The organism is Paenibacillus sp. JMULE4, from assembly GCF_013337105.1.
GTDB lineage: Bacteria > Bacillota > Bacilli > Paenibacillales > NBRC-103111 > Paenibacillus_G > Paenibacillus_G naphthalenovorans.
In genome coordinates this window covers 513756-530153 of record NZ_SGWF01000011.1, presented here as the reverse complement: position 1 = coordinate 530153, position 16398 = coordinate 513756, and the positions used below count along the sequence as shown (strand labels likewise).

The following is a 16398-nucleotide window of genomic DNA, read 5'->3' as shown; positions in this document are numbered from 1 at the left end:
CTCTAAAAGATGGATGTTTTTTCAAACAAGATGTTCACCAAAGCATGAGCTGCGCCATTTGAATCCTGATGATCGATGAACCGGCATGCCTGCCTTTTGGGAGGCAGGTAACGGCTCACTGTTTCCGTCTTTGGGGTGCTGTCCAATACGCCAAGCTCCTCGAAGCGGATCGTCTCGATCGGCTTTTTCTTCGCCTTCATAATATTGGGTAGCGACGGGTATCGCGGTTCGTTAAGACCCTGCTGACAGGTGATCAGTATGGGAAGCTTGCTTTCGATTTTATATACGTCGCCCTCTACATCTCTCTCGATGTGAACCCGGTCCGATTCCACCGCCAATTGAATCACGGATGTGACATGAGGGAGCATGAGTTCTTCCGCCAGACGAACCCCTACTTGTCCCGCCCCGTTATCGATCGATTGATTTCCGGTCAGAATGATATCGATGTCCTTATCCTTTAAGTAATGGGCCAGCGTCTTGGAGATGACATATTCGTCGCCTTCCGCTCCGCTGATCCTCACGGCCTTGTCGGCTCCCATGGCCAAAGCATGCCGAAGGGCGGTTTCCACACGCTCCGGACCGATCGTGACCACGGTTACCTCTCCTCCGAATTGTTCGCGCAGCCTTACCGCTTCCTCCACCGCATATTCATCATATGGATTAATAATCCAATTCGCCTGATCTTCCACGATATTCCCGTTTTCCAGCCTGATTTTCTCTTCCGTATCGAAGGTTTGTTTCAAACATACCCATATATTCAAGCCGATCCCTCCCCGTGCTTGCTTTCTTATTAACGATGCTTAAATACAGGCTTGCGTTTTTCAAAAAAGGCGTTGACGCCTTCTCTCACATCATCGGTTTCATGAACTTGCTGAAAAAGCCCGCGTCCGAACGCATCGAAATCATGCTTTGAACCGAGGTACTGATTTACCGCCCGTTTGGCCGCCTGTACCGCGGCGGCAGGAAGGGAAGCAAGCCGTTGGGCAAGCTCTTCAACCGCTTCGGCCAGACGCTCCGCAGGCACGATTTCCGTAGCCATTCCTATGCTTTTGGCTTCCGCAGCCTGAATCACGCTGCCGGTAACCATCAGCTTCATGGCATGGCCGGAACCCGCAATGTCGATCATTCGTTCCAGCCCGCCATTTCCCGGAAATACGCCTCTGGTGACTTCGGGAAATCCGATTTGGGCATTTTCCGCAAAAATCCTGAAATCGAAGGCCACGGCAAGCTCAGCGCCTCCCCCCAGGGCATTGCCTTGAATGCAAGCGATGGTCGGCTGCGGGGCGTTTAGAATCGAACGCAGCATCAGATGGCCCTCATCCCACGCTTTACCGGACGCCTTGTTTTCAATCCGCTCCGGAAATTCCTTCATGTCGGCTCCACAGCAAAAATGCGGGCCTTCCGCTGCAAACACGATCACACGAACGTTGGAATCCTGGGACACTCGCGAAAACACATCTTTAAGCTCTCTCTTCACCTGATTGGACAATACATTCATTTTGGGATTGGAAAGTGAAATGCGGGCAATCCCGTCAGCCACCGATTTGATTTGGACGTACATGGGATCATCACCCCTACAGTATTCTCCGGGTCGGCCATACATAATAATCCGTTGTCATCTTTCCCTCGCTGCATTGAACCCGGATGCTTTTCTTCCAATCGCGATCGTTTTTCTCGGGAAAATCTTCTCTGTAATGACAGCTTCGGCTTTCCTTTCGTTCTCTGGCGGAAAGGACGATGATTTTTGCCGTGATGATCATATGATGCAATTCCTTCGCCTTGGCGAACAGACTGTCATCGATATGATACTTACCGCTCATCAGGTCCGTCTCCAGGCTGCATAAAAAATCCCAGGCTTCCGAAAGCCTCTGCTCGCTTCGGATCACCAGACAATTTCGGTGCATCATGTCTCTCACCGAATCGGCGGCTTTCTCTATGCTTTTCGTTCCATGAGCGCTCTTCCGAAGCCATGCCCGATAGCTGTCCATCCGATCTGCCGCTTGAAGCTGCGGATCCGGCTTCGTGGTTTGCCGCTTTGCATATTGCGCAGAAGCCGTACCCGTCCGGTGGCCGAATACCTGCCCTTCCGCCAGGGAGTTGCCTCCCGGCCGGTCCGGTCCACGCAGTCCGCCCGCCGTCTCGCCGGCAACGTACAGTCCCGCAATAGCCGTCTCGCCGTTCATATTCAAAATCTGGACTCCCCCGTTGTTGCACTGGGAAATCAGTCCGATCTCGAATGCATCCTTGTCCAGATCCGTCCCCTTGCTTTTCAGCACGCGTTTGGTTTTGGGCATTTTCGACTCGATCAAATCATCGGTACCCGGTCTTTTTTTATACCACACCCCGCCTCGGGGGGTCGGATGGTTTTCTGACTCCCGCTGAATCGAGGTATCCAGATAGAATGAAACGTTGGATACGGAGAACGGAAACACTTTTTCCTTATATACCTCTTCAACCGTTACGCCTTCCGGAAGGATATCCTTAAAAATCGATTCCCCCTTCCCGTTCGTAAGCTCGGGATTCGTTTTCCAGACCGGGCCGGAGAGAAGCGTAATGGACGGAAACAAGGAAGCCGGTCCGATCTGCACAAACTCCATATTGATCAAGGGAAGCCCCAACTGATAGGCCATGGCATAACCGTCGCCTGTCATATCCGGGGTACCTACGCCATATTTATAAATACCATGGGAACCCCCGCAAGCAAAGATGACGGCCGGTGTCCGGTAAAGCACGATTTCCTGCGTCTGCCGATGCCAGCCCAAGGCCCCGGTCACCTTTTTATCGGCGTCAGTCAATATGTCAAAGATCATCATATCCTCATCCACGGGCACATCGAGCGCTTTTAGCCTTTTTGCCAAAATGGCAAGAATGTGTCTTGCGGTGACTCCGTTTACCCGGCAGGTTCTGGGATACGTTGCATAGTCGCTCATGCCTTGAACCAATTTCCCGTTCGGCTGTTTATCAAACTCCAGTCCCAGATCGATCAGGTCATAAATCCGGTCCGGCACTTCATGCGCTAATCCCCACACCAGTTCGGGATCAATGAAGCCTTCCCCGGATTCCATCGTATCGGAATAATGAATTTCCGGATGGTCCCGCTCATCCCCGTGACCGATCGCCGCTGCGATGGAAAGCAATTCAGAGAAAGCCGTAGCCGTTGATCCGCTTTTTAACCATTGGGATTTGACCGCCATCCTGACATCGGCCCCAGCCTGTTTGGCCGAAAGCGCCGCACGGGCTGCCGCCCCGCCGCCTCCGACCACAAGGACATCCGCATCGATTTCTTTAGCAATCCTTTGTTTGGACATGATTTGGTCTCCTTACTCAAAAATATGGGAAGACATCGGCCTGACTGCCGGATCAATGGTCACCGGGAAATCGATATAAGGCAAAATTTCCTTCTCTATATCGATTCCCGGAGCGTATTCGGCGAGAACCAGGCCTTCTTCACCCAACCGGAATACGGCTCTCTCTGTAATGTATAAAGGTGCCTGCCCTTTTTGTCTGGCGGCATCGGCATTGAATGTCAAATGCTCTACCTGCGGGATAAACTTCTTATGCCGTCCTTCCTTCACAACAGCCAGCTTCCCGTCGCGAATTCGGACTTCGAGTCCTCCGCTCGTCAGCGTGCCGCAAAACAAGATTTTCTTTGTACGGTGAACGATATCGATAAAGCCGCCCGAACCGCGAAAAATGCCGTTAAACTTGCTGACGTTGACATTGCCGGCTCCGTCAATTTGCGCAAAGCCAAGCAGACTGGCCGACAAGCTTCCGCTATGGTAATAGTCAAAGGCTTGCGGAGAAGTGAGAATGGCTGTCGGATTGATATGTGCTCCGAACACTTCCTCCCCCATCGGAATCCCGCCGACGGCGCCGTGCTCCAGAGAAAACGTAACCTGATCGAAAAAATGCTCTTCGATTAATAACTGCGGCAAGGAAACCGGAATACCGACCCCCAGATTGACGACGGAGCCCGGGGCCAATTCTTCCGCAGCCCTGCGCAGTATAATCTTTCTGGTGTCCAGGGGAAGCGGCTCGGCTATGTCATCGATCGGGGCCTTGATCTCTCCCGTCCAGCTCGGATGATGATATTCGAGCAGACTTTGCTTTTGCTCAGGATCAATCACGACGGCATCGACTAAAATACCCGGAACGGCGATGGAACGCGGATGCATCGAACCTTTGGCGGCAAGCCTCTTGGCTTGAACAATAACGTATCCCCCGTTAGCCTTGGCCGCCATCGCCATCTCTAAGCCGGCCAGCGTCACCGGTTCATGCTCCAGGGAGACGTTGCCGTCCTCATCGGCCGTCGTTCCGCGGATGATTGCAGCATGGACAGGCAGCGGACGGTAATAAAGATATTCTTCTCCAGCCACCTCGATAACCTCATTCAGACTCTCCGTCGTTCTTTCGTTCAGCCTTCCCCCTTCAATCCGGGGATCCACATACGTTTGCAGTCCGACCTGCGTGAACATGCCTTTATTGCCGCCGGCCATGCTCCGGATGAGATGGAATAACGTTCCCATGGAGAAGCTGTACGCTTCAATTTGATTGCTGCGGATCATTTCCGTAATCCTGGGGCTTTCCTTGACATTAAAGCTTCCGCTGATCAGCCTTTTCAGCATGCCGGGCTTTGCCAGATGATCCAGTCCCGTCGTTCGTTCTTTATCCCATCCGACACGAACCGGGGTAATGACCGTCAGGTTGGAAGGACTGCCGCAGCTATCGAACCGATGGCCCAGGGCCGAGATGACTTTTTCCGGGCATAGAATCGAAATCAGGCCCCCGATAGTAATCGTTGAATCATCGGGAATGTTCGCTACGGCTTCTTCCGCCGTCATGACCTTGGAGCGAGTCGTTACGCTTCTCTGGTATGCAGCCATTGTCTCTTCCCCCTCCTTTCTTGCTAGATTTCATACTTGCGCAGGTCAAATAAGTCAGCCGTGAGCTTTCCCTGCTTCAATTGTTCGATGACCGTTTTTTCAAACTCAACCTTCTCTTGAGCCGCCCGCACGATCTCTTCCAGCCGGTTGGAAGGAACCACGGCTACGCCGCTGGCATCGGCAAGAATAATATCTCCCGGATGGACGACCGTACCTCCCGCAACGATCGGAGCATTCAGCCTGCCGGTATTTTTTTTCTCCGCTTTTTTGATCGATACCGAGTGCGTGAATACCGGGAATCCAAGATCGATGATTTGTTCAATGTCCCGGACGCTGCCGTCGATCACGAGCCCCTTAATATTGCGTTCCATAGCTGCAATGGTGAGAATTTCTCCCCAATAGCCCGCTTCATAGTGCTGATTCGTTGTCGCGACCAGCACATCCCCCGGTTTGGCGCTGGCCACGGCCAGGTGCAGCATCAGGTTATCTCCGGGGTGGCACTTGACCGTCAGTGTAGGCCCGCAAAGCTTGAAGCGGCGGTCCAGCGGCTTGATATTCGCCGTCATGGCGTGTTCATTGCCCGCCAGGCAATCGGAAACAATCGCCGCATCGAACTGTGCCAATTGTTCGGTTAACGCAGCCGCGTTTTGATCAATCATCCTTCTTCTCATCTCCCTGTGAGATTATCTTTTACTTCCGCTGATCGAATTTTCTTTCGAGTACGGCTGCGGCCAGCATCGTCTTGTGAACCTGCACCGTACCGCCCGCAATCGAGGCCGCACGGACACAGCGGTAGTACCACTCCAGCGGGTATTCTCGTGAAAAGCCGTATCCTCCATGAAGCTGCAGGCAATCGTCCGTAATTTTTTTCGCGGCTTCCGCAACATAAACCTTGGCTATGCTCACGGACGTCTTATCGATTGCGCTGTCGAGCACCTCGGCGGCCGCCTTATAAAGCAGAGTCCGGGCAGCTTCCAGCTGCAGATACATGTCGGCAATCATCCACTGCACACCCTGAAACTCACAGATCTCCTTTCCAAACTGCCTGCGCTCTTTCACGTACTGGCAGGTACGATCGAAGGCCGCTTGCGCAATGCCCAGCGTTTGGGCCGCATAGCCGAGACGCACTCCGTTATACACGCCCATTAAGGCTTTAAATGCATTTTTGGTCACCAGTACATTTTCTTTCGGAACAAGCGCTTCATCAAAATAAAGCGCGGTCTGGTATTCGCCGCTCATATTTTCCTCGGCTACTCCGACCGAAAAGCCCGGCGTTCCGCGTTCCACCAGGATGGCCCCGATATCGGACGGTTTGCCCGAATTGCCGAATCGGGCGTACACGACAAACGCATCCGCAAGATGCCCTTCGCTGACAAAGATTTTCGAGCCGTTCAGCTTGTAATAATCGCCGCTTTCCACAGCCGTCGTTTTCAGATCGGTAGCCGCACTCCCCGCATCCGGCTCACTCATGCCCAAAGCGACGTAATATTTACCCGCCGCAATTTTGGGCAAATATTTACTCTTCTGCTCCGGAGTCCCCAGATGATTGATAAAATTGGCGATGCCCGGACCCGTATGATACACCATCCGTCCGCTGGTCGGACATACTTTGCACAGCTCCTCGATAATCAGCATCGCACTGAATAAATCCAGATTCATCCCGCCGTATTCTTCAGGCAGCGTAATGCCGAGAAATCCATGCTCGGAGAGCATCTCCGCGTTTTTCCAGAAATCCTCGCCCTCCAGCCAATGCTTGGCCGGCGTCAGCTTGCGCGAGGCGAATTCCCGCGCAACCGCCTGCCATTCCAACTGCTCTGCTGTCAATTCGTAGCCCATTGGTCAACTCTCCCAAAATATCATAGTAAATTGGCACACGGCGTCATCCGCTTTATTTCGAGCTTGAATATACGACTTTAAGTGCGGTCAAGAAATCCTTGCCTGTCGAACCGATGGAATACGGGCCGACGGCGGAATGCTTCAGCCCCCCGAAGGGAACGTGAGATTCGCTGATCGTTCCATTGTTGATATGGATCATGCCGGTCTCGATTTCTTCCACGGCCTGCTCCGCATACGGCATATGATGCGTAAAGCAGGACACAGCCAGACCGTATTCACTGTTATTGGCCACTTGAACGGCTTCATCAAAGCTGTCCACCGGTATCACGACAAGGACAGGACCAAAGATTTCTTCCCGGGCAATTCTCATGTCCGGCGCTGCATTCGTAAATACCGTCGGCTCATAATAATAGCCTCCGTTCACCCCCGACGGCCTTTTCCCCCCGGCCGCCAAAACGGCGCCCTCCTCTAGCCCGATGCGCACATATTGCTCCACCGTATCCAATTGGTCTTGACTGACCAGCGGGCCCATGTTCACTTTGTCCGACATCCCGTCACCTATGACGTATTGGGCCAGCTTTTCCGTCAAAGCCCGGGTGACCTCTTCGACTCTCGATCTTTGTACGACAATCCGGCTGATCGAGGTGCATCGCTGTCCGCTCGCCGCGAAGGCTGCGGCCAAGATCTGATCGACGGCTCCGTTCACATCCGGATAGTCATAAATAATGCCGGCATTTTTACCGCCCATCTCCAGCTGCACTTCGATCAGACGTTCCGCCGCCAGTTTGTATATACCGGACCCGACGGCCGTTGAGCCGGTGAAGGTTACGCCTTTGACCAGCGGATGCGAGACGAGCGTATTTCCCACGCTTCGGCCCGAACCGACAATCAGGTTCAGCACACCTGCCGGAAGCCCCGCTTCTTCGAACAATTCAATGATTTTCGCGCCCATCGCCGCCGTCACCGTTGCTGGCTTAAATACAACGGTGTTCCCGGCGGCCAGCGCCGGAACGATTTTACGAAGCGGAGTCACCAGCGGGAAATTCCAGGGAGAAATGGCGGCAATCACCCCTTTGGGGACACGGATCGTCCTGACATGAATCCCCGCACGCTCGCTTGGAAGCGTTTCTCCCGTCAATCGAAGCGCTTCTCCGGCGGAGTAGCGCGCCTCGTTGATCGCTTTCGTAATTTCACCGTGGGCTTCCTTGATCGGCTTCCCCATTTCTCTGGTGAGCAGTTCAGCCACTTCCTGCCTTCTTCTCTCCAGGACATCAATAACGTTGTAGATCTTCTCGGCACGTTTAACGGCAGGCACTTTAGACCAAGTTTGAAAGGCTTCGTGAGCAGACTCCACAGCCTGAATCGTTTCTTCTTTCGTAGCATTGGTTACAACAGCTACGATCTCACTAGTTTTTGCCGGGTTTTCTCTCTGGATGATTTCTCCGGATTCGGATGCAACCCAACGTCCACCGATATAATTGTTCACCTGGATAGCGGTTTGCTGTGCGTTTCCCATTGTGGATTCCCCTTATCTGATTTTTTCGATCATTCTCCGTAAGTCCGCCGTTGTGCAATCCTTCGGATTGGCACTCGTCATCCCGGATTCAAAGGCTTCTTTCGCGATCACATCCAGCTCGTCATCGGATGGATGCAGACCCAAAGCGGTTAACGTCGTAGGGATTTCCAAATCGTGAATCAACTGTTCCACCGCAGTAATGGAACGTTCGGCAGCCTCGCGCAAGCTTAAGCCTTCCACATTCTCGCCAAGCGCGACCGCAATATCTCTGAACTTCTCATAGTTGGTGCTTACGTTGTATCTCATGACGACGGGGAGCAACAGTGAATTGGCAAGGCCGTGCGCAACGCCCAAACGTCCTCCGAGCGGATGCGAGATGGCATGAACCGCTGCGATTCGTCCCCAAATGAACGCCGCACCGGCAATCGTAGATGCGAGCATCATATGCGATGCGGCGTTCAGATCCGCCCTGCGTGCCACGAATGGGCGCAGATGCCGTCCGATTAACCGGATCGCATACAATCCGAACGCTTCGGTAATCGGCTGCGCCTGATTGGAAGTATACGATTCGATCGCATGGCTTAACGCGTCCATGCCTGTGATCGCCGCCACCCCTCGTGGCACGGTGGTCAGTAATTGAGGGTCGAGAATGGCCGCTTTGGCATGCAGGTGTTGACTTAGAATCCCCATTTTATAATGGCGTTTGTTATCTTTTAGTACGGTAGCATGGGTCACCTCCGATCCGGTGCCCGCCGTCGTCGGTATGGTGATGATCTCAGGGCCCTTGTTCGGAATTTTGTCTTTTCCTTCATATTGAGTCAGGTCTCCGGCATTCACGACGGCAATGGATACCCCTTTGGCCGTATCGATAGAACTGCCTCCACCCATACCGATGAGTGCATCGCATCCGTTCTCGATATACAGGTTTTTCACATGCTGCACAATCTCGATGGTAGGGTCCGGTTCTACCTCCGTGAAAGTGAAGAATTCAATTCCCGCACTGCTGAGCAGGCTTTCCACACGCTTCAAATTACCGGATTGCACGATCCCTTTATCCGTACAAATCAATACTTTTTTGTAGTTGTACTTACGGATAATCGTCGGCAGTTCGTTAATTTTGTTTACTCCGTAGTAAATTTGCGTATGCAGACCAAATTCAAAGGAATCCAAGACGAGGTTCATCGGTTCACGACCTTTTGTTTATTTTTTATCGATTATCGATAATCTATAATGAATTAATCATATCAAAATTGCCGTCATTCGTAAAGATGATTTTTGGCCCTTGCTTTTCATTAATGCGCTCCTAAATAGGCATTTTTAATCTCGTCGAGCAGTTTGGAGGCATCGTCGTTGGCCACGATCCTGCCGGCCTCCAATACATATCCGCGATGGGAGATGGCCAGGCTTTGTCTCGCGTTTTGTTCGACCAGCAGCACCGTAGTGCCGCTTTGATTGATTTGCTTAATCGCTTGAAACATATGTTGAACAATGACCGGAGCCAGCCCAAGGGAAGGCTCATCGAGCAGCAGCAGTTTAGGCTTTGCCATCAGTCCTCTTCCGATCGCACACATCTGCTGCTGCCCTCCGGAAAGCGACCACCCCAGCCGATCCATCAACGGGATAAGATCGGGAAAGATCTGGGTAATCTCCTCGATATCCTGATTCACGATATGCATGGGAACCTTCCTTCCGGTTGCTCCTAGGATTAAATTTTCCCTGACCGTGAGCCCGGGGAAAATTTTTCTTCCCTCAGGCACATGAACCAGTCCCCGGCGGACGATTTCTTCCGGTGCGATGTGATCAATCGGTTGCCCCATAAACTCGATCGTTCCGGTTTTCGGGCGAATCAGCCCGGAGATCGTTTTGAGCGTTGTGGACTTGCCGGCTCCGTTCATACCGAGCAGAGCCACGATTTCCCCTTCCCTGATCTCAAGTGAGACATTGCGAAGCGCAACAATCTCGCCATATCTTGTTTCGATCCCGTTAAGTCTCAGCACGCACAAATTCCTCCCCGAGATAAGCTTTAATCACTTCCGGATCATTCAATACTTGTTCCACGGATCCTTCACTGATTTTTTTAACCGAAGTCCAGTACCGTAATGTAATCGGCCACTTGCGAAACCAGCTGCATGTCATGTTCAATCAGCAGCATCGTAATGCCGAGCTCGTTCATCCGTTTGATCAGCTTGATCAGCTCCTGCGTTTCTTCCGGATTCATCCCTGCAGCCGGTTCATCCAGGAAAAGCAAATCGGGTTCCGCTGCCAGCGCTCTGGCGATCTCCACCAGCCTTTGTTGTCCATAGGAGAGATTCTTCACTTTCTCAAAATAGTTATCGAACCCTACAAAAGCGAGCGCTTCTTCCGCCCTGGCCCTGATCTTTCTTTCTTCCTCCCGGGCGGATCTGGAATTCAGCATCACATGGAACAGATTCGCTTTGGTCCGGGTATGCTGGCCGATCATGACGTTATCGATAACCGAAAGCTCGGGAAACAAACGAATATTTTGAAACGTTCTTGCGGCTCCCATTTGTACGATCAGGTGAGGCTTATGATTGGTGATCTCTTTTTCGCGATATTTGACAATCCCTTCGGTCGCCGTGTAGATCCCGCTCAATACGTTAATCACGGTCGTCTTGCCGGATCCGTTCGGTCCGATAAGCACGTGAATAGCGCCCTTTTTCACATTAAAATCAACGCCGTCAACCGCTTTGACGCCCCCGAAATGCTTCTTTAAGCCTTTTACCTCAAAAATCACTTGATCCTCTCTTATCGGAGTTGCAGCATTGGCTTGCTCCAGATAAGACAGGCTCTTTCCTTCAACAAACTTGATCGCGCCGGCCTTTTCCGGACTGCCGCCCCTGCTTTTCTTTTTGATGAGCCGGCCATAAAGACCGCTGACCACTCCCCAAATCCCGTTCGGCAAAAAAATCAGGAACACGATAATCAAACCGCCATAAATCGCCAAATAGTATTCTTTAAAAGACCTCAGCCATTCCGGCAGCCAGGTTAACAATATGGTACCTACAAGCGCACCGATAATGGAATCCGCTCCTCCGGTAATCAGCATCGCAAAAAACGTGACCGATTGTTCAAAGATAAAGACATCCGGGCTGATATAGCCGTAGCCCGATGCGTACAAAGCTCCGCCGATCCCGCCCAACGTGGAGCATATGGCAAAAGCCAGCATTTTCGTTTTGAACAGGTCCACGCCTGCGACCGATGCGGCAAGTTCATCTTCGCGCAGCGCGAATAATGCCCGCCCCAGTCTTGAATGTTTCAAACGGTAAACAAAGAGGATGCACAGGAATAAAACGGCCAGGCAGAACCAGTAGAACCATTTTGCATCCTCTATGCCGAACGGACGGGGAATGCTGCTTAATCCGTCGGCACCGCCGGTAACCCCTTTCCAGTTATGAAGCACAAGCTGGATAATGATTTGAAATCCTATCGTAACTAACGCCAGATAGTGGGTGACCAGCCGAAGAGAGATCGCGCCCAGGAATAATCCCGTTACGACCGGAATGACTAAGGCCAATACGACTCCGGCCCAATACGGCAAGCCGAACAGCACCGTCGTTGATGCAAGAGAATAAGCTCCCAATCCGAAGAAGGCCGCTTGGGCCAGCGAGATTTGTCCGGCATACCCCATCCCTACCGTCAATCCCAGCGTAGCAAAGCAAAATACCGTTGTCCGCAATAATTCCGTCATATAGTAGTTGCCCAGGCGTCCCCCCGGCAGTAAAAAAGGGAGACAAAAGGCAAAAACGACAAGCACCAGACCCACTACAATGAAAATGGGCTGCGCCGGCTTTAAGCTTTTCAGTTCTTTTTCCATACCGCTACTGCTTTGTATCGATTGGGTTTGCATGGTTTTGGTTTGCATAGACACACTCCCTACTCATGTATTGCATCAGGGCATCAGGCTTTCATTCCGACTTTTTCTCCAAAAATCCCGTAAGGTCTAAAGATCAGGAAAAGGATCAGGAACAAAAACGCAAAGCCGTCTTTATAAGGTCCGGAAATATAGGCGGCGGCAAAGGTTTCCGCGATGCCAATCATCAGGCCTCCGATAATGGCGCCTTTGACATCGCCCAACCCGCCCACGATTGCGGCGGCAAAAGCTTTCAAGCCGATGATCGCGCCCATCGTATGGCTAATCATAAACACCGGAGCAACGAGAATGCCGGCCGCTCCTCCCAAGGCCGCGCTATAGATGAATGTCAGCGCTTGCATATGGGAAACCTTAATGCCCATCAGTTTGGCGGTCTCCGGGTCCTGTGCAGTAGCCTGCATCATTTTGCCCAATCGTGTTTTTTCAAATAACAAGTACTGCAGAATCAGCAGAACAATCGCGCAGCAAAGGATCGCAAGATACTGGACGGATACGACGATGTCTCCGATGTTGATCGTGTCCGTTGCAAATAAAGGCGGCAGCTTCAAAGGCACTGCGCCATAACCGAGCAGGAAAATATTTTGGATGATCATGGAAGCGCCGAGCGTACTGATCATTACCGCCAAGAACGCTTTGTTCCGTTTGGCAAAAGGACGGTAAACGGTCAACTGAAACAAGTACCCGATTCCGCCGACAATGAGCGTCCCGAGAATAAGGCCAACCCATATGGGCAGATTAAGCGAAACCACAAGGGTAAAAGCGACGAATGCACCCATCATCGTAAACTCGCCCTGGGCGAAGTTCACCACATTCACGGATACATAGATCAACACAAATCCCAGCGCCACAAGCGCATAAATGCTTCCTATCGCCATCCCGCTGACCAGAAGCTGCAGGGGCATATTGAACAGTTCCATAAACTTCCCCTTCCTCGAGTATCGGCCGAATCCGGCGGCATGGGCCGCCTGCCGAATTCAGCCTTTGGTTCGCTTTATTTTACGGTTACAATTTCACCGTTTACGACCTGAACGACAGTGTAGGAGTGCAGGCCGTCGCCGTTTGGATCAAAGTTATATTCCCCTTCAACCCCTTTATGTCCCTTCACGGCTAAAATTCCCTCGCGGATCTGATCGGGAGAAGTCCCTTTTTCCGCCATGACTTTGGCCAGCACATGCAGGGCATCATACACCCAGCCTGAAAATAAATCCGGCACATCCGTATATTTCTGTTTGAAGTTTTCAACGAACCTTTTGGTCTCCTCGCTTTGATCCAGCGCAAAATCATTCACACCATATATCCCGTTTAATTTGTCACCCGCCAATTTGAGCGTCGTCGTCTGGGCCCCCGCCGCTGAAGAAACAAATTCCGCCTGAATGCCAAGCTGTCTCATCTGAACGACCAATTGGGCCACATCCGCGGAAGCCGTCATAAAGCCGTTGATGACGTCCGCACCGGACTTGCGGATGTTTTCCAGTACCGGAGTAAAGTCTTTGGTATTCGCGGTATAGCCTTCAATAAGGACCGGCGTAATTCCCTTATTCTTATATTCAGCGACCAGCATGTCTTTGCCCGCCGTGCCGAATGCATCGGTATCATACACAATAGCGACCTTCTTTTTCCCTAATTTGTCCGTCGAGAAATCGACAATCGTCTTGGCGGAATAAGCGTCGCTCGGTCTGAAACGGAAAAACCATTGGTTTTTCAATTCGGTGGTTAAATTGACATTTGTGCCGCCGATCATGACGGGAATGCCTGTTTTCTTGGTAATTTCATTGATGGAGAGTGCATTGGTGCTCGTGATCGGACCGATGATCGCCACGATATCCGGGTCGGAGATTAATTTTTGAAATGCGGATACCGTACCGTCGTTCGTACCGCGATCGTCCTCGACCACCAGTTCTATCTTCTTACCATCTACACCGCCGGCCCCGTTAATCTCGTCTAACGCAATCTGAGCGCCGCGTTTTTTAAACTCGCCGGTGAGTGCGGATTTGCCCGTCAGGTCGGCAACCATACCGATTTTAATCACTTCGCCTTGATCACCTGCGCCTCCGCTACTGCTTCCGCATGCGGATACAATGATCATGCTTGCCGCCAAACACATGCCCAGTATTGCGCGAATCCGTTTTTTCAATGGTTACACCCCTTCTGACATCACTTATTTTTTAATCGCCTGCTCCGACTTTTTTTCACAGCTGTAGAATATGATAAGTTATACCTCACCACCTTTTGTTAAGCGCTTTCAAATTGGATTTTATAGATTATCGATTAACGATATTATTTAATATATTCTGACTTCAATTTTTTGTCAATTGTTTTTTTTACAGCACAATGAAGGCTCTGTTTTTATTCAAATATTCCCTTTTAAACTAAAATATGCTTTAATGAAGTAAGGATAAGGAATGCGGTTTGAAGCGGCCGCAGCCTTTTTTATTTTCAAAATTCAACGCAGGAGATGCCTTCGTGGTGAACTAAAACCATTGGATCTATCTCATATAGGCCTTGGTTATCATGTTTTGGGGACTCAATGTTGTTATGGTCACATATTTGGCGGAAATTGTACCGCCCGAGTCCCAAACAATGACTGCTTCTGATCCTTATTGGAACCACATCCATTTTCTTTCACCAAATCTTAGGGCACAACAAAAAGGGGATGTCCCATAAGTCACCTCGGTGACTTATGGGACATCCCCCTGAGCAGTCTATAACTTTGAACGTTATAGACTGCTCTTCTCTTGCAATCCGACAACTAGACAAGCCTCAAAAAAAGGCTTGCCTTCCGTGGATTCCCCTCTGAAATAAATGCTTCCTTCGCTTAGATCCGACCTTAGCACCAGGATGTCGTCTCCCATTCGCGCTTCATTGTGGTATGTAATCCGAAAGTTGTGCAGCGATAGTTTTAACTCCTCTTCGTCAAGAGCATCCAGGCAAATATCTGCGTAACGGGAATTGTTCAAATGTCCGTTAGCATCAATTCCGCTGTAGCGCACCTGCATCCGATAAGCTTCGGAAAGCAGCACATCCGGCGGAACCTGCACTTTATCGGGCACATCGCCAATGGATTCTTCGGCGTGAACATCCAGCCGATACGGAAACGCGGAGGGACGAAGTATTTTTCTCTTTCCCACATCGACAAGGGCCCATACCGATCTGGATTCGATCATCAGGTTCCCGTCCGCATCCCGCACGCGGTAATCCCGTAACCATAATACCCCCTTCGTTCCCTTATTCCAGGTTTGGATGGAGACCGTCTCCAATATCCGGGGCATTCGCTTGAACTCAATGTCCAAAGTGATCAGCATCCAGCCCATTCCGCTGTCCTTCATCTCCTGCCAAGGAACTCCCATATCGTCCACATGGGCATCCGCTGCTCTTTGCATTAAAGCCAATAAAGAGGACAGACGGCATTGGGCCCTGAAATCGGTATAATCCGAGCTGATCTTATAGTCGTCCTTCCACGAGCCCCGCATGGTTCATCCTCCCTTTTTCCCAAGCCAGTACAAACAATTCGTACCGACGGTTTTCCGGAAACGAATCCAGCTTCCCAAAGTAACGTTCAATCGCAAAGATTTGAGACTTGTGCGCTTTTAGCGCCTCCGCCTTCATGGGCCACTGTTGTTCGGTATCTATGACGATGGAGGGCTTGTAACCGTTCTCCATTAACGTATTGGACATGGCATAATAAAGCCGGCCTACCGACGGGCATCTTCCGCTTAATACGGCGGCCGTTGTCATTTTGGATATGGTCATATGATCAGGATGGAAGTTTCCGCCGTCTGCCGGAAAGGTGAACAGCATCGACGGTTCATATTTATTTACGAAGTTGACGATGCCGTCAATAAATATGTTTTCATCCACAGTATTCGATTTGCCGTCGGGAAACCCTAGATGCTCGACTGCAGACAGTCCCAGGATTTCGGCGGCCTTCTCCATTTCTTTGACCCTGACCTCAGCCAATTCCCCGTTGCTTAAATGGCTGGCGTAACCGTTCTTTTGACCGGCATCCCCTTTCGTGGCCAGGAGAAGAACCGTACGATGACCTTGATCCGCAAGCTGCCTGATCAGGCATGCACTCAGAAAAGTTTCATCGTCGGGATGAGCATAGATAAACCCTACGGTTTGACTCATTTCATCAGCCTCCTTACATTATTATATTCCATGAAGGCGTTGAAGTCATGCTACGAAAAAATCCGCCCCTTTCCAAGATAAGCCGGAGCCTCTCTTTAAAGCAGGGCGGATCGTATATTTTTATACATCAAGAAGATAACGGG

At 51.1% G+C, this 16398-nt stretch carries 15 protein-coding genes; all 15 read right to left on the bottom strand.

From position 1 onward, the window contains the following. Positions 1 to 2 precede the first annotated feature (2 nt). Positions 3 to 761, bottom strand: coding sequence for an electron transfer flavoprotein subunit beta/FixA family protein (locus EXW96_RS07765; RefSeq protein ID WP_137670278.1), 759 nt, complete (start codon positions 759 to 761; stop codon positions 3 to 5). 29 nt (positions 762 to 790) lie between these two features. Further along, on the bottom strand, positions 791 to 1561 hold the full coding sequence (locus EXW96_RS07760; RefSeq protein ID WP_171005898.1) for an enoyl-CoA hydratase/isomerase family protein: 771 nt from the start codon (positions 1559 to 1561) through the stop codon (positions 791 to 793). 13 nt (positions 1562 to 1574) lie between these two features. Then, the gene (locus tag EXW96_RS07755; protein ID WP_174350278.1) at positions 1575 to 3308 is read right to left on the bottom strand and encodes an FAD-binding protein; all 1734 of its coding nucleotides are present in this window, start codon (positions 3306 to 3308) and stop codon (positions 1575 to 1577) included. Between the two features lie 12 nt (positions 3309 to 3320). Further along, positions 3321 to 4883, bottom strand: a complete 1563-nt coding sequence (locus tag EXW96_RS07750) for an acyl CoA:acetate/3-ketoacid CoA transferase (RefSeq protein WP_174350277.1) — start codon at positions 4881 to 4883, stop codon at positions 3321 to 3323. A 23-nt stretch (positions 4884 to 4906) separates the two neighbouring features. Further along, a complete protein-coding gene (locus EXW96_RS07745; RefSeq protein ID WP_174350276.1) occupies positions 4907 to 5542 on the bottom strand; it encodes an RraA family protein in 636 nt (211 codons plus the stop codon). A 31-nt stretch (positions 5543 to 5573) separates the two neighbouring features. Then, a complete protein-coding gene (locus EXW96_RS07740) occupies positions 5574 to 6719 on the bottom strand; it encodes an acyl-CoA dehydrogenase family protein (RefSeq protein WP_174350275.1) in 1146 nt (381 codons plus the stop codon). 52 nt (positions 6720 to 6771) lie between these two features. Next, on the bottom strand, positions 6772 to 8235 hold the full coding sequence (locus EXW96_RS07735; RefSeq protein ID WP_174350274.1) for an aldehyde dehydrogenase family protein: 1464 nt from the start codon (positions 8233 to 8235) through the stop codon (positions 6772 to 6774). A 12-nt stretch (positions 8236 to 8247) separates the two neighbouring features. Then, the gene (locus EXW96_RS07730) at positions 8248 to 9417 is read right to left on the bottom strand and encodes an iron-containing alcohol dehydrogenase (RefSeq protein WP_062409040.1); all 1170 of its coding nucleotides are present in this window, start codon (positions 9415 to 9417) and stop codon (positions 8248 to 8250) included. A 110-nt stretch (positions 9418 to 9527) separates the two neighbouring features. After that, on the bottom strand, positions 9528 to 10232 hold the full coding sequence (locus EXW96_RS07725; protein ID WP_174350273.1) for an ABC transporter ATP-binding protein: 705 nt from the start codon (positions 10230 to 10232) through the stop codon (positions 9528 to 9530). Beyond that, positions 10219 to 10371 carry an ABC transporter ATP-binding protein C-terminal domain-containing protein gene (locus EXW96_RS27375; RefSeq protein ID WP_254611279.1) on the bottom strand — a complete coding sequence of 51 codons (153 nt, stop codon included), beginning with the start codon at positions 10369 to 10371 and terminating at the stop codon, positions 10219 to 10221. The genes EXW96_RS07725 and EXW96_RS27375 overlap by 14 nt, the downstream gene beginning before the upstream one ends. Beyond that, positions 10313 to 12118 (bottom strand): branched-chain amino acid ABC transporter ATP-binding protein/permease, encoded by a 1806-nt coding sequence (locus EXW96_RS27370; protein ID WP_254611278.1) that lies wholly within the window; start codon positions 12116 to 12118, stop codon positions 10313 to 10315. Before EXW96_RS27370 ends, EXW96_RS27375 begins: the two co-directional genes overlap by 59 nt. A 35-nt stretch (positions 12119 to 12153) precedes the next feature. Then, entirely contained in the window at positions 12154 to 13044 is an 891-nt protein-coding gene (locus EXW96_RS07715; protein ID WP_062409041.1) for a branched-chain amino acid ABC transporter permease, read from the bottom strand. A 74-nt stretch (positions 13045 to 13118) separates the two neighbouring features. Further along, positions 13119 to 14261 carry an ABC transporter substrate-binding protein gene (locus EXW96_RS07710; protein ID WP_062409042.1) on the bottom strand — a complete coding sequence of 381 codons (1143 nt, stop codon included), beginning with the start codon at positions 14259 to 14261 and terminating at the stop codon, positions 13119 to 13121. 583 nt (positions 14262 to 14844) lie between these two features. Further along, on the bottom strand, positions 14845 to 15597 hold the full coding sequence (locus tag EXW96_RS07705; protein ID WP_174350272.1) for an acyl-[acyl-carrier-protein] thioesterase: 753 nt from the start codon (positions 15595 to 15597) through the stop codon (positions 14845 to 14847). Further along, complete coding sequence (locus EXW96_RS07700) at positions 15569 to 16255, bottom strand: PIG-L deacetylase family protein (RefSeq protein ID WP_174350271.1); 687 nt, start codon at positions 16253 to 16255, stop codon at positions 15569 to 15571. The genes EXW96_RS07705 and EXW96_RS07700 overlap by 29 nt, the downstream gene beginning before the upstream one ends. Positions 16256 to 16398: the final 143 nt, after the last annotated feature.

Coding starts and splice junctions, on each gene's coding strand:
- EXW96_RS07760 (WP_171005898.1), bottom strand. CDS start 1,561: ATGTACGTCCAAATCAAATCGGTGGCTGACGGGATTGCCCGCATTTCA.
- EXW96_RS07755 (WP_174350278.1), bottom strand. CDS start 3,308: ATGTCCAAACAAAGGATTGCTAAAGAAATCGATGCGGATGTCCTTGTG.
- EXW96_RS07750 (WP_174350277.1), bottom strand. CDS start 4,883: ATGGCTGCATACCAGAGAAGCGTAACGACTCGCTCCAAGGTCATGACG.
- EXW96_RS07745 (WP_174350276.1), bottom strand. CDS start 5,542: ATGATTGATCAAAACGCGGCTGCGTTAACCGAACAATTGGCACAGTTC.
- EXW96_RS07740 (WP_174350275.1), bottom strand. CDS start 6,719: ATGGGCTACGAATTGACAGCAGAGCAGTTGGAATGGCAGGCGGTTGCG.
- EXW96_RS07735 (WP_174350274.1), bottom strand. CDS start 8,235: ATGGGAAACGCACAGCAAACCGCTATCCAGGTGAACAATTATATCGGT.
- EXW96_RS07730 (WP_062409040.1), bottom strand. CDS start 9,417: ATGAACCTCGTCTTGGATTCCTTTGAATTTGGTCTGCATACGCAAATT.
- EXW96_RS27375 (WP_254611279.1), bottom strand. CDS start 10,371: ATGACATGCAGCTGGTTTCGCAAGTGGCCGATTACATTACGGTACTGG.
- EXW96_RS27370 (WP_254611278.1), bottom strand. CDS start 12,118: ATGCAAACCAAAACCATGCAAACCCAATCGATACAAAGCAGTAGCGGT.
- EXW96_RS07715 (WP_062409041.1), bottom strand. CDS start 13,044: ATGGAACTGTTCAATATGCCCCTGCAGCTTCTGGTCAGCGGGATGGCG.
- EXW96_RS07705 (WP_174350272.1), bottom strand. CDS start 15,597: ATGCGGGGCTCGTGGAAGGACGACTATAAGATCAGCTCGGATTATACC.
- EXW96_RS07700 (WP_174350271.1), bottom strand. CDS start 16,255: ATGAGTCAAACCGTAGGGTTTATCTATGCTCATCCCGACGATGAAACT.